The organism is Halomonas halophila, assembly GCF_030406665.1.
Classification (GTDB): Bacteria; Pseudomonadota; Gammaproteobacteria; order Pseudomonadales; family Halomonadaceae; genus Halomonas; species Halomonas halophila.
Genome location: NZ_CP129121.1, coordinates 600,338 through 620,575, shown reverse-complemented (window position 1 = coordinate 620,575; position 20,238 = coordinate 600,338). Strand labels below are relative to the sequence as shown.

Annotated in this window: 17 protein-coding genes and 1 riboswitch; of the genes, 8 read left to right on the top strand and 9 right to left on the bottom strand. The window is 68.0% G+C overall.

All coding sequences use genetic code 11. The features are described 5' to 3' along the window. Positions 1–23: 23 nt before the first annotated feature. Positions 24–1,412 carry an SLC5/6 family protein gene (locus QWG60_RS02855; RefSeq protein ID WP_107181274.1) on the bottom strand — a complete coding sequence of 463 codons (1,389 nt, stop codon included), beginning with the start codon at positions 1,410–1,412 and terminating at the stop codon, positions 24–26. Further along, a riboswitch (TPP riboswitch) is annotated at positions 1,402–1,514 on the bottom strand. It overlaps the preceding gene by 11 nt. A gap of 112 nt (positions 1,515–1,626) precedes the next feature. Here QWG60_RS02855 and QWG60_RS02850 point away from each other — a divergent pair. After that, the gene (locus tag QWG60_RS02850) at positions 1,627–2,304 is read left to right on the top strand and encodes a hypothetical protein (RefSeq protein ID WP_146907637.1); all 678 of its coding nucleotides are present in this window, start codon (positions 1,627–1,629) and stop codon (positions 2,302–2,304) included. A gap of 125 nt (positions 2,305–2,429) precedes the next feature. On the opposite strand, the gene QWG60_RS02845 is transcribed toward QWG60_RS02850, so the two are convergent. From QWG60_RS02845 to QWG60_RS02835, 3 genes are all read right to left on the bottom strand, one after another. Then, on the bottom strand, positions 2,430–3,179 hold the full coding sequence (locus tag QWG60_RS02845) for a hypothetical protein (RefSeq protein ID WP_246124620.1): 750 nt from the start codon (positions 3,177–3,179) through the stop codon (positions 2,430–2,432). A 208-nt stretch (positions 3,180–3,387) separates the two neighbouring features. After that, complete coding sequence (locus QWG60_RS02840) at positions 3,388–3,738, bottom strand: YbaY family lipoprotein (RefSeq protein WP_181454271.1); 351 nt, start codon at positions 3,736–3,738, stop codon at positions 3,388–3,390. Between the two features lie 391 nt (positions 3,739–4,129). After that, a complete protein-coding gene (locus QWG60_RS02835; protein ID WP_046079439.1) occupies positions 4,130–5,629 on the bottom strand; it encodes a CoA-acylating methylmalonate-semialdehyde dehydrogenase in 1,500 nt (499 codons plus the stop codon). A gap of 441 nt (positions 5,630–6,070) precedes the next feature. Between QWG60_RS02835 and katG the strand changes: the two genes are divergently transcribed. The 4 genes from katG (at position 6,071) to QWG60_RS02815 (ending at position 11,326) form a co-directional block, all read left to right on the top strand. After that, positions 6,071–8,254 carry a catalase/peroxidase HPI gene (katG, locus tag QWG60_RS02830; RefSeq protein WP_107181276.1) on the top strand — a complete coding sequence of 728 codons (2,184 nt, stop codon included), beginning with the start codon at positions 6,071–6,073 and terminating at the stop codon, positions 8,252–8,254. A gap of 202 nt (positions 8,255–8,456) precedes the next feature. Then, positions 8,457–9,380: an AEC family transporter gene (locus QWG60_RS02825; RefSeq protein WP_146907641.1), complete on the top strand. Its 924-nt coding sequence runs from the start codon at positions 8,457–8,459 to the stop codon at positions 9,378–9,380. Positions 9,381–9,691: 311 nt separating this feature from the next. Then, positions 9,692–10,741: a homocysteine S-methyltransferase family protein gene (locus tag QWG60_RS02820; protein WP_046079441.1), complete on the top strand. Its 1,050-nt coding sequence runs from the start codon at positions 9,692–9,694 to the stop codon at positions 10,739–10,741. Positions 10,742–10,786: 45 nt separating this feature from the next. Next, on the top strand, positions 10,787–11,326 hold the full coding sequence (locus QWG60_RS02815; protein WP_146907643.1) for a GNAT family N-acetyltransferase: 540 nt from the start codon (positions 10,787–10,789) through the stop codon (positions 11,324–11,326). Between the two features lie 62 nt (positions 11,327–11,388). Here the strand turns inward: QWG60_RS02815 and QWG60_RS02810 are convergent, their stop codons facing one another. The 5 genes from QWG60_RS02810 to kynU all read right to left on the bottom strand — a co-directional run bounded on the left by QWG60_RS02810 (position 11,389) and on the right by kynU (position 17,482). Then, positions 11,389–12,864, bottom strand: a complete 1,476-nt coding sequence (locus QWG60_RS02810; protein WP_146907645.1) for a protein adenylyltransferase SelO — start codon at positions 12,862–12,864, stop codon at positions 11,389–11,391. Between the two features lie 213 nt (positions 12,865–13,077). After that, positions 13,078–14,385, bottom strand: coding sequence for a DUF2252 domain-containing protein (locus tag QWG60_RS02805; protein ID WP_146907647.1), 1,308 nt, complete (start codon positions 14,383–14,385; stop codon positions 13,078–13,080). 153 nt (positions 14,386–14,538) lie between these two features. After that, positions 14,539–15,399 carry a tryptophan 2,3-dioxygenase gene (gene kynA / locus QWG60_RS02800; protein ID WP_046080418.1) on the bottom strand — a complete coding sequence of 287 codons (861 nt, stop codon included), beginning with the start codon at positions 15,397–15,399 and terminating at the stop codon, positions 14,539–14,541. A 20-nt stretch (positions 15,400–15,419) separates the two neighbouring features. Further along, entirely contained in the window at positions 15,420–16,250 is an 831-nt protein-coding gene (locus tag QWG60_RS02795) for an alpha/beta hydrolase (protein WP_146907650.1), read from the bottom strand. Continuing rightward, entirely contained in the window at positions 16,250–17,482 is a 1,233-nt protein-coding gene (gene kynU / locus QWG60_RS02790) for a kynureninase (protein WP_046079446.1), read from the bottom strand. The genes QWG60_RS02795 and kynU overlap by 1 nt, the downstream gene beginning before the upstream one ends. A 134-nt stretch (positions 17,483–17,616) precedes the next feature. Between kynU and QWG60_RS02785 the strand changes: the two genes are divergently transcribed. From QWG60_RS02785 to QWG60_RS02775, 3 genes are all read left to right on the top strand, one after another. Beyond that, positions 17,617–18,081, top strand: coding sequence for an Lrp/AsnC family transcriptional regulator (locus QWG60_RS02785; RefSeq protein ID WP_106488304.1), 465 nt, complete (start codon positions 17,617–17,619; stop codon positions 18,079–18,081). An 83-nt stretch (positions 18,082–18,164) separates the two neighbouring features. Further along, positions 18,165–19,544 (top strand): AlkA N-terminal domain-containing protein, encoded by a 1,380-nt coding sequence (locus QWG60_RS02780; RefSeq protein WP_146907652.1) that lies wholly within the window; start codon positions 18,165–18,167, stop codon positions 19,542–19,544. 34 nt (positions 19,545–19,578) lie between these two features. Then, positions 19,579–20,070 (top strand): methylated-DNA--[protein]-cysteine S-methyltransferase, encoded by a 492-nt coding sequence (locus QWG60_RS02775; RefSeq protein ID WP_146907653.1) that lies wholly within the window; start codon positions 19,579–19,581, stop codon positions 20,068–20,070. The last annotated feature ends 168 nt before the right edge of the window (positions 20,071–20,238 follow it).

Genomic DNA, 20,238 nt, shown 5'->3' with positions numbered 1-20,238 from the left:
TCATCCGCCGGCCTGGCAACCGTTCAGGCCGTACGCCGCACCGCGGCCGGGCGCCACCAGGCCACCAGCAGCGCCACCGCGCTGGAGGCCAGAAGCGCACCGAGGAAGGGCGGCAGGGTCGGCACCCCGCCGGGAAAGCTCGCCGCCAGCAGGCCATCGAGGGCACTGCCCGAGGCGACCCACCCCGGCAGCACCGCGCCCGCCAGCCCGGCGAGACCGCCGGCCAGCGCCGCCATGGCGCTCATCCGCGCCCACAGCCCCAGCAGCACCGGCACCACGATGGCCGCGCACAGCAGATCGGCGATCAGGAACAGTCGCAGCACCGAGAGCCCCTGCAGGGCGATCGCCACCACCGGCACCATCAGCGCCACGGTGACCCACCGCGCCGCCCTGAGCGACAGGCCGCGACGGCCGCTGCCGGCCACCACCAGCGAGGCGATGCCGTTCTGCAGGGTATCGACGCTGGAGGCCACCAGGGTCACCGCCAGCACCAGCGCCGGCAGCGCCAGCCAGCCCGGCGCCTCGGCGAGCAGCGCGAAGAACGGGATCGGCGGCTCGCCCAGCGACACGCCCGCCATGGCGGCCAGCATGCCGAGGCCGCCGACCACCGCCACCACCAGCACGGTGATGCCGCCGCCCAGCCAGGCGCCGCGCCCCAGCGCCCGGTCGTCCCGGGCCGCCCACACCCGCTGCCAGTAGCCCTGATGGAAGAGGTTGGCCGCGGTCACCGCGATCACCAGCGTCAGCGCCACGGACAGGGCATCCGCGGCGGGGATCGACGGCAGCGCGGCCTCGGCCGGCAGCTCGGGCAACCGGGCCAGCGCCACGCCGCCCACCACCCCCAGCAGGGCCAGCAGCAGCCAGGCCTGCCAGCGGTCGGTGGCCAGGCTCGCACGCAGCCCGCCCAGCGCGGTGTAGAGCAGGGTCGCCACCGCCACGCCGACCACCACCAGCGCCACCGGGACGTCCGACAGCAGCCCGGTGATGGCGCCGATGGCGGTCAGCTCGGCGGCCAGGAAGCAGCCCATGTACAGCACCGAGACCAGCGCCACCCAGCGGCGGATGCCGGCGCCGAAACAGGCCTCGGCGTACTCGCCGATGCTGCGCCCCTCCGGCAGGCGACGGCGGATGGCCGGGCCGAAGGCGCCGAGCACGATGAACGGCAGCGCCGAGCCGATGGCATAGCCGGCCAGACCCAGCGGGCCGACGAAGGCGCCGATCTCGGGCGGCGCGAAGAGGATCCAGGCCCCCATGCCGGAGGCCAGGAAGGAGAGCCCCAGGGTCGGGGCCGACTGGGAGTTGCGGGCGGTAACGTAGTCGTCGAGCGGGCCGTCGGCCCGGCGGGCACGCAGGCCCAGAACGGTGAAACACAAAAGCGCCGCGCCAAGCACGGCTGACGTCAGATAAGGCATGTCGCACTTCCTCCGCCGGTGTGAACCGGATCAGGTTCCAGGGTCAGCGACGCACGCTCTCTCAGCCCCGCCGATGCCGGCGAGACTCCCCTGGCGACAGTGAATGGATTGTAGTGGCGATCCTCAAGACAGGGCCAAAATGGCCGATATCCGGATTGCCACGCCAGCATGACACATCCTTCCCGCCATTCGAACAACCAGCCCGGACCCCGCCATGCCGTTTACCGAAGCCAAGGAACACGCCCCCGGTTGCCTGCACCAGATCTTCGCCGAGCCCTACGCCGCCTTCGACAACGGCGTCCCCGAGCGCCAGCTGCACCTGCGCATCGCCCTCCAGGCGCTGCTGGAGGCGCCGATGCGCGAAGGGCGACTGACGCTCAGGGTGATCCACGGCTGGGAGAACGGCGGCTGCGCCCCCGAAGACCTGCGACATGGCGACCATGCGCTGGGCAAGACGGCCGACCTGCGTGCGATCGCCGAGCGCTACCAGCAGGCGCTGGACCGTCTCGCCCCGCTGCCGGGCGAGGCCGACAGCCTGCTCGCCGAGCCGCTGGCCAGTGCCATCGCCGGCGCCGAGGCCGACGGCCTCGAGGTCGACTCAGAGACTCGAGACAACCCGGCCCGCTGGCCGGCGTTTCCCCGCGGCCTGTCGCTGTATACCTTCTTCAAGGTCTATCACCGCCTGACCTACGGCGAGGACGAGGCCTACCGCTCGATCCGCTGCAATACGCCCGAGGGCAGCCGCGAGATCCACGAATTCCATCTGGAGGAAGGCGAATTCGCCATCGTTCGCCCCGCCGCCGACGAACCCGGCGAGTGCGTGCTGGTGCTGCACGTGGGCCAGCTGGAACCGCTGAGCGAGCTGCTGGAGATGGCCCATATCCGCCCCTAGGCGATACCGGAGCGGGGCCTCAGGAGGAGGCAGAAGCTTCCATGGAAGGGGCCAGGATCGCCTGAGACGTCATTGATCTTTAGCGCTTCGGAGGCGACCAGCGGCCCCCTACTCACCGCTGCCGTTCAAGGCAACAGCAGCTTCGCGGTGAGGTTGAGGGTGTCCGAGGCGCTCACCCCCTCGTCGTAGAAGTTGTGCTCATAGCTGGCCGTGAACTGCACCGGATACTCCTGAATCCTCACCAGCTTGTTGAGCGCAACGCCCAGGGGCAGGCTCACCCAATCATGCTGCTCCCAGTCATAGGTGATCGACATGTCGGAGGCCCCCGCCGACCAACCATTCCCGAGGCTGTAGTTCACGATCGGCTGCACGATCGAGATATTCACGTCGCGGTAGTCGTCGTCTCCCGCCACCGTGAACACGTTCTGGTTGAACAGCCCCCATATCCCCCAGGGTTGGCTGGCCACGAAGCCCACGGCGGGACCGAGGCCCCATTTCTCGGCGCTCAGGCCGTCTTCCCCGGTCGGCAACAGCGCTACCGCACCCACGCCGAATCGCCCCCATGACCGGTCGAAGGTCACCAGGTCGAAGAGTGTCATGTCGGACCAGCCGCTCGAGTCATTCGGCGAGTCGGTCACGTAAGGCGCGGTGAGCCGGAAGATGTTGCTGGAGTCGCCCAGCGAGAACGGAATGGCGGCGCGGAACTGCATGCGGTTTCCGTCCTCGTCGTCGAGGTTGTGGTACCGGTACGTGTAGAAGTCCTGCAGCTGGAAGGCCATGACGGAGGCCGTCGGATCATTGGCTTCCGAGCCCAGGCCATCTTGCTGAGCGCTGGCTATCCCCGGGTAAAACATGGCAAAGAAGGTGGCGATCATCAGTGCATTTCGTGCAAGCATCCGTGGCTCCCTGGTCTCCGGTTTTCTTTCCCCATGCCCGGATAGGCATGCCCACAGCAGGCAGGCACGTTTCATGTCCGCAGACGTGGCACCCGTGATGCCCCACGGATGGCTCGCTGGCGCACCTGCAGAGCCAAAGCCGAAGGAAACTCGCGAGGGGGGAAATCTCCCTCGGCCCCAGCAACGCTTACTGCCGCGAGACCCTGATGCGCACGGGGTCGGCCGCCTCGCCGGCGAAGGGATCAACGTGCTCCGTACTGGTGAACAGTAGCTCACCGTCGTGAACGATCCGTGCCCGCAGTCCGTAAGTCATGCGCTCGTCGATGGCCTGAGGATCATAGACCAGCCGGAACGGATAAGGGGGCTGGGCGCCCTCGACGGTGTAGGTGTAATCGGTGAGCACGGTGGCGGGCGCATCCGCGCGCGACTGATCCTCGAGCGTCACGATGACCTCGGCTCCCGGGGGCAGCGCCATGCGCTCGCGATACCACACCTCGCCGCTGATGACCCGCATCAGGGAGTTGTCCGGCTGCTGCATCGACGACTCCCCCGCCCTCTGTGGCTGACTGCATGCCGCCAGCAACAGGACGAGAGTGCCAATCATCCAGGGACCGGTCACTGCCGCGATTCCGTTTTTCGATCTCATTGATGACTCCTTCATGTACCAGGGCGGAGAGAAGACTCGTCACCGCTGGCCGCGTCACCCCGGATAGGCCCGTGGCGCCAAGGCGGGTTCATTCCCGTCGACACTCCATCAAGTTAGCAAGGTTTCCACGTACCGCCAGAGCAAGCGGGAGGCCTGACATGACCCGGGTCATGGAATCCCCCGGGCGCCGAACGCCGTACCGTCTACCGGGCAAGCCGCCCCAACCACGACGGCCCCGCCTCTCCCGAGGCGGGGCCGTCGATGATCGCCGAGCGGGATGGGATCAGCTCAGCGAGATGGTGCTGTTGATGCCGCCGGAGACGTTTTCCGGCTCGAACCAGCGGGCGGTGACGGTCTTGGTCTGGGTCCAGAAGCCGATCGCCTGCTTGCCGTTGGGTCCCAGGTCGCCGAGCTTGGAGGCCCGCGAGCCGGTGAAGCTGAAGTAGGCCACCGGCACCGGAATCGGCACGTTGATGCCCACCTGGCCGACGTCGATCTCGGTCTCGAAGCGGCGAGCCACCCAGCCGGAGTTGGTGAAGATCGAGGTGCCGTTGCCGTTGGGATTGGCGTTGATGAACTCGATCGCCTCGTCGAGCGTCTCGGCGCTCACCACGCACAGCACCGGGCCGAAGATCTCCTCGCGGTAGATGGTCATCTCGGCGGTCACGTCGGCGAACAGGGTCGGGCCGACGAAGTTGCCCTCCGGATAGCCCTCGACCTCACGGCCACGACCGTCGACCAGCAGCCGGGCGCCCTCCTGCTCGCCGGCGGCGATCAGGTCCTCCACCCGCGCCTTGGCGGCCGGCGACACCAGCGGGCCGAGGTCGGCGTCACGCTGGGTGCCGGGGCCGACCTTCATGTGGCGGGCGCCCTCGACCAGCTCGTCCAGCCAGTCGCGAGCCTCGCCCACCAGCACCACCACCGAGTTGGCCATGCAGCGCTGGCCGGCGGCGCCGAAGGCCGAGCCCAGCAGGTTGTTGATGGCCTGGCTGCGGTTGGCGTCGGGCATCACCACACAGTGGTTCTTGGCCCCCATCATCGCCTGGGCGCGCTTGCCGGCCTCGGCGGCGCGGCGATAGAGCTGGGTGCCGACGTGGGTCGAGCCGATGAACGACACCGCCTTGATGTCCGGATGATCGCAGAGGCGATTGGCCACGTCCGGGCCGCCGTGGACCACGTTGAGCACGCCGGCCGGCACGCCGGCCTCGTGGGCCAGCTCGACCAGCCGCATGGTCGAGCTCGGATCCTGCTCGGAGGGCTTGAGCACGAAGGTGTTTCCGGTGGCGATGGCCAGCGGGAACATGAAGCACGGCAGCATGATCGGGAAGTTGAAGGCGGTGATCCCGGCGCCCACGCCCAGCGGCTGATTGAGGGTGTAGACGTCGACCTCGGTGGCGGCGTTCTCGGCCAGCTCGCCGAGCTGCAGCGAGGTGATCGAGCAGGCGTGCTCCACCACCTCGAGGCCACGACCCACCTCGCCGGCGGCGTCCGGCAGGGTCTTGCCGTGCTCCTCGGTGATCAGCGCGGCCAGCTCCTCGGTGTGCTCGCGGATCAGCGCCTGCAGCTTCAGCATGATGCGCTGACGCTTGGCCAGCGGCGTGCGACGCCATTCCTGGAAGGCTGCCCTGGCGCTGGCCACGGCGCGATCGACCTCCTCCAGGGTGCAGAACGGCACCCGGGCGACCACCTCCTGGGTGGCCGGATTGAGTACGTCGCGCCATTCCTGGCTCTGCGAGGTGACGGCCTGGCCATCGATATACAGCGGGATCTCTCTGACGGACATCTAGCGGCTCCTTTGGCGGCCCCGGGGAGAGGCTCCCTGCCCTCCCCCGGGTTCGCGGTTTGTGATTGTTATCCGATGTTCGGCCCCGTTAATGCATCGACGGGGCCGGATCGAGAACAGCGAAACGCTCATGCGGGGCTCATGATTACCGAGCCATCGAGTGTAGGGAGGCCGCGAATCGCCAGGCAACCAGGGGGCGACCAATGGACGACGGCCGGCCACGCCGAACGGGGCCGGCCTCGTATCGTCAAAGGACGATAAAGGTTTGCTATCAACTTGTTCAGGAAAGAAAAATGGCAGTCGCCCCAGTCATCACTAAGCTATGTGAAAGAGGCTAGAGGCCCGCTTGGATGTACCGGATTCCCGGCATTCGGCAACAAGGGCGGCGACGTGACCTCTATCGATACTGGAGCACACGACCACGCGATGAAGGAGTACGAGATGGGTGACGCAACACAGCAAGGCGGCGCGGGCAAGTGCCCGGTCATGCACGGCGGCATGACCGAAACCGGCACCTCGGTCATGGACTGGTGGCCCAATGCCCTCAACCTCGACATCCTCCACCAGCACGACCGCAAGACCGACCCGATGGGCGACGACTTCGACTATCGCCAGGAAGTCCGCAAGCTCGACTTCGAGGCGCTGAAGAAGGACATGCACGCCCTGATGACCGACAGTCAGGCGTGGTGGCCGGCCGACTGGGGCCACTACGGCGGCCTGATGATCCGCATGGCCTGGCACGCCGCCGGCTCCTACCGCATCGCCGACGGCCGAGGCGGCGGCGGCACCGGCAACCAGCGCTTCGCCCCGCTCAACAGCTGGCCGGACAACGGCAACCTCGACAAGGCACGGCGCCTGCTGTGGCCGCTCAAGAAGAAGTACGGCAACAAGGTCAGCTGGGCCGACCTGTTCATCCTCGCCGGCAACGTCGCCTACGAGTCCATGGGCTTCAAGACCTTCGGCTTCTCCTTCGGTCGCGAGGACATCTGGCATCCCGAGAAGGACGTCTACTGGGGCGCCGAGAAGGAATGGCTGGCCCCCTCCGATGAGCGCTACGGCGACGTCGACAAGCCCGACACCATGGAGAACCCGCTGGCCGCGGTGCAGATGGGCCTGATCTACGTGAACCCCGAGGGGGTCAATGGCCAGCCCGACCCGCTGAAGACCGCCGAACAGGTTCGCGAGACCTTCTCCCGCATGGCCATGAACGACGAGGAAACCGCGGCGCTGACCGCCGGCGGCCACACCGTCGGCAAGACCCACGGCAACGGCGATGCCGACGCCCTGGGGCCGGAGCCGGAAGCCGCGGACGTGGAGGCCCAGGGTTTCGGCTGGCTCAACCCGAACCAGCAGGGCAAGGCCACCAACGCCGTCACCTCCGGCCTCGAGGGCGCCTGGACCAAGAACCCCACCCAGTTCGACATGGGCTACTTCGACATGCTGTTCGGGCATGAGTGGGAGGTCACCAAGAGCCCCGCCGGCGCCAACCAGTGGGAGCCCGTCGACATCAAGGAGGAGGACAAGCCGGTCGATCCCACCGACCCGTCCGTCCGCCACAACCCGATGATGACCGACGCCGACATGGCGATGAAGATGGATCCGACCTACCGGGCCATCTGCGAGAAGTTCATGAAGGATCCGGAATACTTCAAGGACTGCTTCGCCCGCGCCTGGTTCAAGCTGACCCACCGCGACATGGGCCCGAAGACCCGCTACATCGGCCCGGAAGTGCCGGACGAGGACCTGATCTGGCAGGACCCGGTACCGGCCGGCAACATCAACTATTCGGTCGAGGCCGCCAAGCAGAAGATCGCCGAAAGCGACCTGTCCATCGGCGAGATGGTCGCCACCGCCTGGGACAGCGCCCGCACCTACCGCGGCTCCGACATGCGCGGCGGCGCCAACGGCGCGCACATCCGCCTGGCGCCACAGAAGGACTGGCCGGGGAACGAGCCCGAGCGCCTGAACAAGGTGTTGAAGGTCTACGAGGGCATCGCCGCCGAGACCGGCGCCAGCCTGGCCGACCTCATCGTGCTGGGCGGCAGCGTCGGCATCGAGCGAGCGGCCCGTGCGGCCGGCCACGACATCCTGGTGCCGTTCTCGCCGGGCCGCGGCGATGCCAGCGCCGAGATGACCGACGCCGACTCCTTCGAACCGCTGGAGCCGGTGGCCGACGGCTTCCGTAACTGGCTGAAGCAGGACTATGTGGTCAAGCCCGAGGAGCTGCTGCTCGACCGCGCTCAGCTGATGGGCCTCACCGCCCCCGAAATGACCGTGCTGATGGGCGGCATGCGCATGCTGGGCACCAACCACGGCGGCAGCAAGCACGGCGTGTTCACCGACCGCGAGGGTCAGCTGAGCAACGACTTCTTCGTCAACCTGACCGACATGGCCAACCACTGGAAGCCCGCCGGCAAGGGCCTCTACGAGATCCGCGACCGCAAGACCGATCGGGTGAAGTGGACCGCCACCCGCATCGACCTGGTGTTCGGCTCCAATTCCGTCCTGCGCTCCTACGCGGAGGTCTACGCCCAGGACGACAACGAGGCCAAGTTCGTGAAGGACTTCGTGGCCGCCTGGACCAAGGTCATGAACGCCGACCGCTTCGATCTCGAACTGGGCTGATCACCCACCCGACGGCCGCCGCACCCCGCGGCGGTCCCCGACGACATCGCGCCGGCCCTCGTGGCCGGCGCGCTTCGTCGTGGGCGCCCGCTGTCTTGCTCGGCCGCTATCCGGGCGTATCGACCGTCTTCTCATCGATTAGACGGCATCGCCGTATCCGCCTAGGCTAGCCTCTCCATCGTGCCGCCGCCCAGGAGCCCCCATGTCGTCCGTTCTCGGTGTCGTTCTGCCCATCTTCGGCCTGATCCTGGCGGGCTACCTGTGCCGCCGCACCGGCCGGCTGGGCGAGACCGCCGCCGCCGAGCTCAACCGCTTCGTGGTCTGGCTGTGCCTGCCGGCGCTGCTGTTCCGCACCACGGCCACCGCCCGCTGGGAGGATATCTGGCATCCGGGCTTCATCGCCGCCGTGACCCTGCCGACGCTGCTGCTGTTCGCGGTCACCGTGGGCTATCGCCTGCGCGGCCGGCGCCGGCTGGTCGACGCCAGCATCGACGGCCTCGGCGCCGCCTACGCCAACACCGGCTACGTGGGCATTCCCCTGAGCCTGCTGGTGCTGGGCGAAGCCGGGCTGGCACCGGCGCTGATCGCCACCCTGATCGTGGTCTGCGTGCTGTTCGCCATCGCCGTGGTGTGCATCGAGGTCGGCCTGCAGGACGAGCCGTCCTTCGTCCAGGCACTCGCCAAGGTGTTCAAGGCCCTGGCCAGGAACCCGCTGGTGGTCTCGCCGTTGGTGGGCGCGCTGTGGGCGCTGGGCGGCGTGCCCCTGGACGGCCCCTTCGACGACTTCCTGCGCCTGCTGGGCGATGCCACCACGCCCTGCGCACTGGTCTCGCTGGGCCTGTTCCTGGCCCAGAAGCAGAGCGGTTCCGCCGAAGGCGCCTGGGGGCTGGTCGGCCTCAAGCTGCTGGTGCATCCGCTGATCACCTGGGTGCTGGCGTTCCACGTCTTCGCGCTGCCGCCGCTGTGGGCCAAGTCGGCGCTGCTGATGAGTGCGCTGCCCACCGGCACCGGGCCCTACATGCTGGCGGAGTTCTACGGCCGCGAGGCGGCGGTCGTCTCGCGCACCGTGCTGCTCTCGACGCTGGGCTCGGTGGTAACGCTGTCGCTGTGCCTCTACTGGCTCTAGAGGCAGGCTCGAGGCGACGTGGTGCGTGTTTTCGATAGCTCCCGGTAACGGGAGGCTGCCCCTGTCCTGGCGTTGTCCGCCCCTGGCGATAAGCGCGTTGTGCGATGGCTTCGCTTCCGGAGATAACGGCCAGCCGATGCCTTCCCCTTGAACGTCAAAGACCCCGGCGAATATTCATTTCATTGTTAGAAATGTCACCTTGGATGAATTTCAATCATCTTCAAGCCGGAAAACCTTCATTGGTGACGAGGGCTGAACGACTGCCAGAATGCATTGATTCAAGACACCTACCACCGCGGAGGCATGCATCCATGGCACAAGACCTGATCACCCAACGACTCGACCGGGGCCCCCTCATCTGTGCCGAGGGTTTCCTGTTCGAGCTTGAACGGCGCGGTTATCTCTCCGCCGGTGAGTTCGTTCCCGAAGTGGCGTTGCTGCGCCCGGACGCGCTGGAAGCGCTGCACCGGGATTTCCAGCATGCCGGATCAGACATCGTTCAGGCCTTCACCTATAACGGCCACCGCGAAAAGATGAAGGTCATTGGCAAGGAAGACTTGTTGGAGCCGCTGAATCGGGCCGCGTTGAAGATTGCCCGCAAGGTGGCCGATGAAAAGGCCGGTAACCTGATGGCCGGCAACATTTCCAACAGCAACGTCTGGGACCCGGAAGATCCGGTCTCCCAGCAGAGCGTACGCGACATGTTCGACGAGATGGTGCAATGGGCCGTCGAGGAAGGCGCCGACTTCATCATCGCGGAAACCTTCTACTATGCCGGAGAAGCCGAAGCGGCCCTGGAGGCGATCAAGGCCAAGGGGCTGCCGGCCGTGGTCACCCTGGCGCCGATGGCCGAGAATCGCATGATCGATGGCCCCGGCATCGTGGAAACCTGCGTCGCCCTGGAGCAGAAGGGCGCCAGCGTGGTCGGTCTGAACTGCTTCAGAGGGCCGGATACCATGCTGCCCTGGATCCAGCAGATTCGCGATGCCGTTGCCTGCCATGTGGCAGCGCTGCCGGTGACCTATCGCACCACCGAGCAGGAACCGACCTTCTTCAACCTCTCCGACCATCAGGGGTGCGGCTGCCCGGCGCCCCATGGACGCCCCTTCCCGACCGCCCTGGACCCGCTGTTCTGCAACCGCTACGAACTCGGCGCCTTTGCTCGCGACGTTCATGCCCAGGGGGTCAACTACCTCGGCGTCTGCTGTGGCGCATCGCCGATGCACGTGCGCGAGGTCGCCATGGCGGTGGGACGTGAGCCGGAAGCCGCCCAGTTTGCGGAGCGCATGGAGAACCACTTCATGTACGGCTCCCATGATCGCCTGCCGGACCATATCGCCGCCCTGGGGGAAAAGGCCTGAAGGGGCCGTTACCCTGAACCTGCGTACGGCAGCCAAGGAGCCCGCATGAAATTCTCGCAAGGCGCCCAGGGGCGCGATCAGGCGCTCGTCGAACTGTTCACGGCGACCTTCACCGCCGCCGAGGGAGCGTCGGAAGGCACGCTGATCGGCGATCTGGTGGGTAACCTGCTGTCTCGCACACCCGCGCCGGATCGGCATGTCTTCACCGCCGAGTTCGATGGTGCGGTCATCGGCGCGGCGATCTTCTCGAGGCTGACCTACGACCAGGATGACCGGAGCGTGCTGGTGCTCGGCCCGGTGGCGGTGGCGACCGAGTGGCAAGGCCAGGGGGTCGGACGGCAGCTGCTGACCCATGCCCTGCAAGCGCTGCGTGAGGCAGGCATCGACATCGCCGTGACCTATGGTGACCCGAACTACTACTCGCGTGTCGGCTTTGCGCCGGTCACCACGACCTTCATCCCGGCGCCGTTCGCGCTGCAATACCCCGAGGGCTGGCTCGCACAACCGCTCACCGAGGCCGAGATGACGCCGCTGAAGGGCAGAGCCCACTGTGTCGAGGCATTCAACGACGCGACCTTCTGGTGACAGACGCGCCGGGCGAGGCGTGACATGCCGACGGCCCCTGTCGCGGTGACGATGCGCTCGCGTCAGGTGCCACAGAAGGTCCGCAGCACCTTCTCGTCGTCCCGCGGCGGACGGGTATAGTCGACCTCGCCGTTCGGCGCCTCGAAGGGCCGGGTGATCGCCGCCAGCAGCGCCTCGAAGGGGGCGAAGTCGTCGTTCTCGGCCGCCGCGATGGCCTCCGCCACGCGATGGTTGCGCGGAATCACCGCCGGATTCACGCCGCGCAGGCGCCGCGCCAGCTCGGCGGTATCGGCCTCCTCGCGGGACAGCCGCTCGCGCCAGCGTGACAGCCAGGCGTCGAGCGCCTCGCGATCGCCGAACAGCTCGGCCAGGCGCGCCTCGCCCTCGGGGCCTTCCAGAGCGTCGGCCAGGCGGCGGAAGCTCAGGGTGAAGTCGGCGCGCGCGGCCTGCATCGACGCCAGCCAGTCCGCAATCAGGGCGGCGTCGCCCTCCTCCACCGTCTCGAGGCCCAGCTTGGCGCGCATCACCCGCAGCCGGCTGGCCTCGAAGCGCTCCTCGAAGGTCTTCAGCACCTCGGTGGCGCGCTCGATGGCCCGCTCGCGGTCCTCGTCGATCAGCGCCAGCAGGGTCTCGGCGAAGCGCGCCAGGTTCCACTGGGCGATCGGCGGCTGGTTGACGAAGGCGTAGCGGCCGCGCTCGTCGATGGAGCTGAACACGGTGCGCGGGTCATAGGCGTCCATGAAGGCGCAGGGGCCGTAGTCGATGGTCTCGCCGGAGATCGCCGCGTTGTCGGTGTTCATCACCCCGTGGATGAAGCCAAGCCCCATCCACCGCGCCACCAGCTCGGCCTGGCGCTCCACCGTCGCCTCGAGCAGGCCCAGATAGCGCTCGCCCTCATCGCGCTCGGCGAGATGCGGGTAGTGGCGCTCGATCGCCTCGTCGGCCAGCAGCCGCACGGCCTCCTGGTCGTCACGGGCGGCGACGTACTGGAAGGTGCCCACGCGCAGGTGGCTGGCGGCGACGCGGGTCAGCACCGCGCCGGGCTCCGGCACGCGTCGATAGACCGTCTCGCCGGTGGTCACCGCGGCCAGCGCCCGGGTGGTCGGCACGCCCAGGGCATGCATGGCCTCGCTGACCAGGTACTCGCGCAGCACCGGGCCTAGCGGCGCGCGGCCGTCGCCGCCGCGGGAGAACGGCGTGCGGCCGCTGCCCTTGAGCTGGAGATCGCGCACCCGGCCGGCGCGGTCGGTCACCTCGCCCAGCAGCACCGCCCGGCCATCGCCGAGCTGGGGCACGAAGTTGCCGAACTGGTGGCCGGCGTAGGCCAGGGCCACGGGCTCGGCACCCTCGGGCAGGACGTTGCCGGAAAACAGCTCGGCAGCCCGCTCGGGGTCGAAGGCGTCCAGATCGAAGCCCAGCGACTCGGCCAGCGGCCGGTTGAAGGCCACCAACTCGGGGCGCTCGACGGGCGCCGGCCGGGCGGGCGCCCGCAGCCGGTCGGGGAAGCGCGCATAGCGCAGCGTGAAGGGGGGAAACATGGCGCCTCCTGAATGCGAATTGCCCCCAGCCTACAGCGACCGGGGGCCTGCACCCAAGGCGTATCGGCGCGATTCAGAACGGCGCTGAACGTGGAACACGCCGGGGACGGGTCGAAGAGGGGGTCCTACGCCAGGGAAGGCGTCGGTAGCGCCCAGGGAGGGGTTCATAGCGCCCCTCGCAGACCCGTCGACGGCGAACACATCGGTTCCCGTTTACAGAGAATCGACGAAAGTGGCGTGATCCCGGGCCACGCAGTCGGCGTAGCTGAAGGCCAGCGTCGAGATCATGTCCACGAAATGCTCCTGGCCGCCCTCGACCCGGCCGGTCACCGCCCGGGCGAAGGCGCCGGGATCGTCGGGGTTCAGCGCCTGGCCGCCGCGCAGGTGCTCACGGGCCAGGATCCGGCCCCACTGCTTGGCCAGCTTGCGATAGGGCTTGTCGCCGTCGAGCTTGTGGGTCGGGAAGTCCTCCTTGAACGGCGAGCGCTCGCGCACCGAGAACACCGTGTCGCCCAGATGCAGCCAGCCCAGGTAGATGTCCGGGTGCTCGGCGATGGCGGTGAAGGCGGCGGCATGGCGGGCACCCTCGTGGGCGAAGGCGCGGCGCCAGTCGCGCTTCTCGGCGGCGTTCATCAGCCGCCAGCCCTCGGGCGCGGTCTGCTGCTTCACGTCGAGGATGACGTCGTCGTGGACATGGTCGCGCCCGCCCTCGATCAGCACGTAGTAGCGGTCGAGCCCCAGCGAACCGGTGCCGGCATCTAGGCGCCGCGCCATGTCCTTGACCCGGAAGTGATCCTCCTCGGCTTCGGCGCGGGCGCCGCGCAGCGTCCCGCGATACTCCTCCTCCACGGCCTTGCGCAGCTGGCTGCCCAGGTGGGCCGGCAGGCGGGCCAGCTTCTCCGGGCGCTCGTCGACGGCGAGACGACGGCCGTCGTCGCCAAGCACCGTCCACTTGTCGAGCATCTTGGTCCGGCTCTCCTTGCGCGCCACCTTCTCCAGGAAGGGCTCCAGCGGCCCCTTGGCGGTCTCCAGGGTCACCGCCCCCGGCACCTCGCCCTCGGCGTGATCGTCGAGCTCGTCCAGGTAGGCCTCGATGAGCGTCTCGAGCGACTTGTCGATGCCCTTCCGCGAGAGCCCGGCGTTCTCACGGGCGTCCAGCACCAGGCTGATCGCCAGCCGCCACAGGTCGTACTGGTAGTCGCCGACCATGGCATCGTCGAAGTCGTCCATGCCGTAGCGCACGGCATCGTCATGATGGCCGTAGGCGCCGAAGTTGTAGACGTGAGCGTCGCCCTGCAGCCAGGTCTGGGTCTCCGGCAGGCCGCCGTAGAGGGCGAAGCGCCAGTCGTGCCAGACGTCGCTCCAGTACAGGTGGTTGGTGCCGCGGAAGAAGCGATACGGCGACTCGGCCAGCTTGGCGTACTTGGCCTCGCGGTCGTCGTCGTCAAGCGAAGCATTGGCGGCGGCGATGGCGTCGAGCACCTGGCGGGGGCGATTGTGACGGGTCAGCGGTGGCGTCATGGGAAAACTCCGTGTGATCGAGGGCAACCGAAACGGCATCCTTTACAGTCAAGCAGGCTCCGAACCACCGGGTAAGCCTGACGCATCGGCCCGATGAACACCATCGGGCATGAGGCAACCGCGATCATCGTCCCATCATCCTGGCCCCGCCGGCTACAGCGAGGTTCTGACCGACCAGAGCTCGGGAAAGAACTTCAGGTCCAATGCCTTCTGCAGATACGACACTCCCGAGGTGCCGCCGGTCCCGCTCTTGTGGCCGATGATGCGTTCGACGGTCTTCATGTGGCTGAAGCGCCACTTGTGGAAGTTGTACTCGGTATCCACCAGCTTTTCCGCCAGCTCATACAGGTCCCAGTGCCGGTCGGTATCGGCGTAGATATCGGCCCAGACGGCCTCGACCTCCGCACAGGCTTCATACGGCTCCGACCAGTCGCGATCCAGCACCGATGCCGGCACGCTGAAACCTCGCCGAGCCAGCAGCTGCAGGCTGATGTCGTACAGGCTGGGGGCCTGCAACACGCTCACTAGCCGCTGATAGTGCTCGGGGTGCGAGCGATGGACCTTGACCATGCCCGGGTGCTTGTTGCCCAGCAGGAACTCCAGCTCGCGGTATTGGTACGATTGAAATCCGGAGCTCTGCCCCAGGCTGTCGCGGAAGCTGACGTAGTCGGTCGGCGTCATGGTGACCAGGACTTCCCAGGCCTGGATCATCTGCTCCTGGATGCGCGAGACCCGGGTGAGCATCTTGAAGGCCGGGCGGAGTCGATCCGCCGCAATATGCCGAGCCGCCGCATGCGCCTCATGGAGGCACTGCTTCAGCCATAGCTCGGATACCTGATGGATGATCACGAAGAGCATTTCATCGTGCTCGTCAGAGACAGGATTCTGGCAGGACAGCAGGGTCTCGAGCCCCAGGTACTGTCCGTAGCTCATGTCCTGATCCCAGTGAACGCTCTTTTCGCTCGTCAGGTTCACGGCATTCCGGCCGGTCTTGTTGTCATTTGAGTGCTTCATGGCGGCCCCCTTGCCTACCTTCATGTTGATTCGTTGGCTGATGCATCCTTGCCCGAACGATCTGGCGTGCTGCCGAGCCGCTCGAGAATATCGAAGTGGTCACAGTCCTTGAGCTCGGTCAGCCGACAGCGCCCTCCTGCCGCCCGCACCCGTTCATCGAGCCGTTCGCTCTGGCGATGGAACGCCGGCGGGTCGAATTCCCCGAGCACCAGCTGAAGCGGTGGCAGTCCCGCCAGTGGCTGGCACAAGGGACTAAGCTCCTCGGCACGCCCAGGGTCCAGCCCCAGCGGGGCATTGATGTAGGTCTCCACCAGGGGGCGCAGGTCATAGATACCGCTGATCAACCACAGCGAGTCGATGCCCGCCAGCCCCTGCTCGCCCAGGCAACTCGCCAATGCCAGGTGCGCCCCGGCGCTGTGCCCCCCCAGGTGAAGGGGCGCTTCGGCGTTCAGCTCCCCCAGCTCTCGTTGAAGGACCGCGACCGCCCGCCGGCAGGCTTCGACGATGGCCTCGAGGGATGTCCGCGGCGCCAGCGGATAGTCCACGGACGCGAAGGCCCAGCCGGCCTCGAACCAGTCGCCGGCCATGAAATCCGTCGCCGAGGCGTCCAGCTCCTGCCAGTAGCCGCCATGCAGGAACACCATCAACCCGCGCGGCTTGCCCGTCGTCGGCAGGAAGAGATTGATACCCTCCTGAGCGCCCGGCCCATAGCTCAGGCGTCGCGGCGGATGACGTTCCCTGAGCCGCTCGCCACGCCGAGCCTGGCGAGCCAGGCTGGCCTCGAAGCTTCGCGCACAGAGGCTCGGCGAATAGGCACGATCCAGCGCCCATTGCCCGTCGTGACCCGCCATCAGGTCACCGCCCCGCGAACGTGGAAGCGCGGCTCACGATACTCGCCGCTCTCGACCACCTCGCGGAAGTGCATCGCCGCCCGCCAGACGTCCTCGAAGCTCAGGTAGAGCGGCGTGAAGCCGAAGCGCATCAGGCCCGGCTCACGGTAGTCGCCGATCACCCCGCGACTGATCAGCGCCTGGACGATGGCGTAGCCGTTGTCGGCATCCACCAGCGACACCTGGCTGCCGCGCTCGGCCGCCGGCGGGGTGATGTCCTCGATGCCATGCGCCTCGAACAGATCGGCCAGGCAGTCGCGGAACAGCGCGCTCAGCGCCAGGCTCTTCTCCCGCAGCGCCGCCATGTCGACATCGCCCCACATCGAAAGTGAGGCCTCCAGGGCGCTGTAGGCCAGCGCGGAGTGGGTGCCGGTACGAAAGCGGGTGATGTCACCGGCCGGGGCATAGTCGGCGTCGAAGGCGAAGGGCGCGGCATGGCCGTGCCAGCCCGAGAGCGGCTGCCAGCCGCCGTCCTGGTGGTCCCGATGCACATAGAGGAAGCCCGGCGCGCCGGGGCCGCCGTTGAGGTACTTGTAGGTGCAGCCCACCGCGTAACGGGCGCCGCTGCCGGCGAGGTCCACCGGCAACGCGCCGGCCGAGTGGGCCAGGTCCCAGATCACCTCGGCCCCGGCCTCATGCACCCGGCGCGTGGTCGCGGCCATGTCGCGCAGCCGGCCAGTGCGGTAGTTGACCTGGCTGAGCACCACCACGGCCACGCCGTCCAGGTGGTCGGCGAGCTCGGCGCCCTCGGGCAGTACACGATGCTCGACGCCGCCGAGCCGGCAGAAGCCCTGGGCGATGTAGCCGTCGGTGGGAAAGTTGCCGCCCTCGCTGAGCACCGCGCCACCGTCTCCATCGCCACGCCGCTCGAGGATATAGCCCAGCAGCTTGAACAGGTTGAGGGTGATGTTGTCGGTGACCACCACTTCGCCATCGCGGGCACCGATCACCGGCGCCAGCCGGTTGCCGAGGCGCTCCGGGGCATCGAACCAGCCCTGGTTCCAGCCGCCGATCAGCTCGTCGCGCCACTGATCCAGGGTCGCGGCGACGGCTTCCCTGGCGGCCGTCGGCTGGGCACCGAGAGAGTTGCCGTCGAGGTAGAGGGTGCCCTCGGGGAGGGCGAAGCGGCGCTTGAAGCCCGCCAGGGGATCGTGGCGGTCCAGCTCGCGAACGCGGTCCAGGCTGACGCTCATGTCGGGTCTCCGCAGGTCAGGGGAAAGGCCTGCGATCATTCTAGGCGAGGACGGACGACGCCCGTTTGCATTCTCATGGGCTCCTGGCCATCTTTAACGCAAGAATCTTGCATAAAAAGGCCACATAAAGATAAATGACAACACTCGATCGCTTCGACCTGGCCCTGCTCCATGCCCTCCAGCGCGACGCCCGCCTGACCCTCGGCGCCCTCTCGGAGGCCGTCAGCCTCTCGCCCAGTCAGTGCTCGCGGCGCCTGGCGCGGCTCGAACGCGACGGCATCATCCAGGGCTATGCACTACGGCTCGATCCCCGGGCGCTGGGCCTGGCGGTAACGGCCTTCATCTCCATCTCCATGGACAAGTCGCGCATGGACCGCCCGCTGGATGCCGTGGCGGCGCTGCTGGCCCGCGACGAGGTCATCGAATGCCACACCATCACCGGCGACCATGATTTCGTCCTCAAGGTGGTGGTGGAAAGCCTGGGGGCACTGTCGGCCTTCCTCGCCGAGGCAATAAGCCCGCTCGAGGGCATCCAGAACGTCGCCACTCAGGTGGCCATGGACACCCTCAAGAGCAACGGGCCGCTGAAGCTCGGCTGACGGCCTCCACGTCCGTTTCCGGCGAGTCTCGCCGCGCTGGCGCGTTACACTGCGATCAGGAACCGAGACCGAGGAACGCCGCCATGCTGGATGCCGCTCAGTGCCGCCAGGCGCGCCTGGCCCGGGATGCGCGCTTCGACGGCCGCTTCGTGGTCGGTGTGACCAGCACCGGCATCTACTGCCGACCGATCTGCCCGGCCATCCCGTCGAAAGACACCCGGGTGCGCTACTTCGACACGCCCCTGGCCGCCGCCGAGGCCGGCTTCCGGCCCTGCCTGCGCTGCCGGCCCGACAGCGCCCCCGACTCCCCCGCCTGGCGCGGCACCCGCACCACGCTCGAGCGAGCGCTGCGGCTGATCGACGACGGCGCCCTGGGCGACGGCTCGCTGGGCGATCTGTGCCAGCGGCTCGGCGTCGGCGAGCGCCACCTGAGGCGGCTGTTCCACGACGGGCTCGGCGTCTCGCCCAAGGCCTACGCCCAGCATCGCCAGTGCCTGTTCGCCAAGCAGCTGCTGCACCAGACCACGCTGCCGATCACCGACATCGCCTACGCCAGCGGCTTTCGCAGCCTGCGCCGCTTCAACGATGCCTTCGTGACCCGCATCGGCCTGGCGCCGCGGGAACTGCGCCGAAGCGCCGCCGATAGCGCCAACGGCGGCCAGAACGGCGAGCCGCTGACGCTATGGCTGGCCTATCGCCCGCCCTACGCCTGGCCGGCGCTGCGCGACTTCCACGCCGGCCGTGCCATTGCCGGCCTGGAGTGGGTCGGCGAGGCATATTACGGCCGGCATATCCGCTGGGGCGGCGCGCGCGGCTCGTTCACCGCCGAACACGTGTCGCAGCGCCATGCCTTCCGGGTCCGCCTCCTGCTCGACGACCTGCGCGCACTGTCGCCGGTGGTGCGGCGCATCCGCCGGGTGCTGGATCTGGACGCCGACACCACCACCATCGAGACCCATCTGGCCGGCGCCTTCCCCGGCCTTGCACTGGTCGAGGGGCTGCGGCTGCCCGGCATCTGGTCGCCCTTCGAGGCCGGCGTCCGCGCCATCCTCGGCCAGCAGGTCTCCACCGACGCCGCCCGCGGCCTGGTCACGCGACTGGTGGAAGCGCGGGGCGAGCCGACCGAGCACGGCCATCACTTCCCCGTGCCCGAGGCCATCGCCGACAGCGAACTCGACGAACTGCGCATGCCCGGCGCCCGCAAGGCGACGCTCAGGCGCTTCGCGAGCTGGTACGCTGAAGGCGAAGCCGACGACGATCCGCTGACCTGGACGGCGCTGAAAGGCATCGGGCCCTGGACGGCGAACTACGCGGCGCTGCGCGGTATCGGCGCCCCCGACATCTGGCTGGACGGCGACGCCGGCGTGCGCCGCGCCCTGCCCCGCCTGGAAGGCGAAGACCCGGCCCGAGGGGCGCCCTGGCGCAGCTACCTGACCCTGCAGCTCTGGTCTTCCACCCCCTGAGGTTCATGCCCCTGAGCAACAAGGAGACAAGCCGATGAGCGACGACGCCCTGGACTACTTCCACCCGCCGGAGACCGAGGCCCTCGGCCTGATTCGCCTGAGCGCCTCCGACGCCGGACTGACCGAGATCGCCTTCGTCATGGAAGAGGACGCACCGGCCCGGCCCAACGCCCACACCGAGCAGGCCCGCGCCCAGCTGGCCGAATACTTCAACGGCCTCCGCCGGGCCTTCGACCTGCCGCTGGCGCCGGAGGGCACCGACTTCCAGCGCCGCGTATGGCAGGCGCTGGCCACCATTCCCTTCGGCGAGACCCGCTGCTATGCCGAGATCGCCGAGCAGCTCGGCTGCAAGGGCGGTCAGCGCGCGGTGGGCGCGGCCAACGGCCGCAACCCGCTGGCCATCGTGGTGCCCTGCCACCGGGTGATCGGCAGCGACGGCCGGCTCACCGGCTACGCCGGCGGCATCGGCCGCAAGCAGTGGCTGCTGGCGCACGAGGCCGGCGAGATTCCTTTCTCTCTAAACTGAGTGCCTCTGAATCGAGTGCCTCTGAATCGCGTATCTCTGAACTGAGCCGATGCCGAGCGCCCGGATCGTTCTCCCGTCGCGATGCCCCGCCTTGCGCGAATGTCGCGACGATTTCCCCCGATTTTCTTTCATCACGCCCTATCGCCCGCCACGAGCGCCTTTCGGCGC

Coding starts and splice junctions, on each gene's coding strand:
- kynA (WP_046080418.1), bottom strand. CDS start 15,399: ATGAAGCACTCAAATGACAACAAGACCGGCCGGAATGCCGTGAACCTG.
- QWG60_RS02785 (WP_106488304.1), top strand. CDS start 17,617: ATGACAACACTCGATCGCTTCGACCTGGCCCTGCTCCATGCCCTCCAG.
- QWG60_RS02825 (WP_146907641.1), top strand. CDS start 8,457: ATGTCGTCCGTTCTCGGTGTCGTTCTGCCCATCTTCGGCCTGATCCTG.
- QWG60_RS02855 (WP_107181274.1), bottom strand. CDS start 1,412: ATGCCTTATCTGACGTCAGCCGTGCTTGGCGCGGCGCTTTTGTGTTTC.
- QWG60_RS02805 (WP_146907647.1), bottom strand. CDS start 14,385: ATGACGCCACCGCTGACCCGTCACAATCGCCCCCGCCAGGTGCTCGAC.
- QWG60_RS02850 (WP_146907637.1), top strand. CDS start 1,627: ATGCCGTTTACCGAAGCCAAGGAACACGCCCCCGGTTGCCTGCACCAG.
- QWG60_RS02845 (WP_246124620.1), bottom strand. CDS start 3,179: ATGATCGCCACCTTCTTTGCCATGTTTTACCCGGGGATAGCCAGCGCT.
- QWG60_RS02820 (WP_046079441.1), top strand. CDS start 9,692: ATGGCACAAGACCTGATCACCCAACGACTCGACCGGGGCCCCCTCATC.
- QWG60_RS02775 (WP_146907653.1), top strand. CDS start 19,579: ATGAGCGACGACGCCCTGGACTACTTCCACCCGCCGGAGACCGAGGCC.
- QWG60_RS02815 (WP_146907643.1), top strand. CDS start 10,787: ATGAAATTCTCGCAAGGCGCCCAGGGGCGCGATCAGGCGCTCGTCGAA.
- QWG60_RS02840 (WP_181454271.1), bottom strand. CDS start 3,738: ATGCAGCAGCCGGACAACTCCCTGATGCGGGTCATCAGCGGCGAGGTG.
- kynU (WP_046079446.1), bottom strand. CDS start 17,482: ATGAGCGTCAGCCTGGACCGCGTTCGCGAGCTGGACCGCCACGATCCC.
- QWG60_RS02835 (WP_046079439.1), bottom strand. CDS start 5,629: ATGTCCGTCAGAGAGATCCCGCTGTATATCGATGGCCAGGCCGTCACC.
- QWG60_RS02780 (WP_146907652.1), top strand. CDS start 18,165: ATGCTGGATGCCGCTCAGTGCCGCCAGGCGCGCCTGGCCCGGGATGCG.
- katG (WP_107181276.1), top strand. CDS start 6,071: ATGGGTGACGCAACACAGCAAGGCGGCGCGGGCAAGTGCCCGGTCATG.
- QWG60_RS02810 (WP_146907645.1), bottom strand. CDS start 12,864: ATGTTTCCCCCCTTCACGCTGCGCTATGCGCGCTTCCCCGACCGGCTG.
- QWG60_RS02795 (WP_146907650.1), bottom strand. CDS start 16,250: ATGGCGGGTCACGACGGGCAATGGGCGCTGGATCGTGCCTATTCGCCG.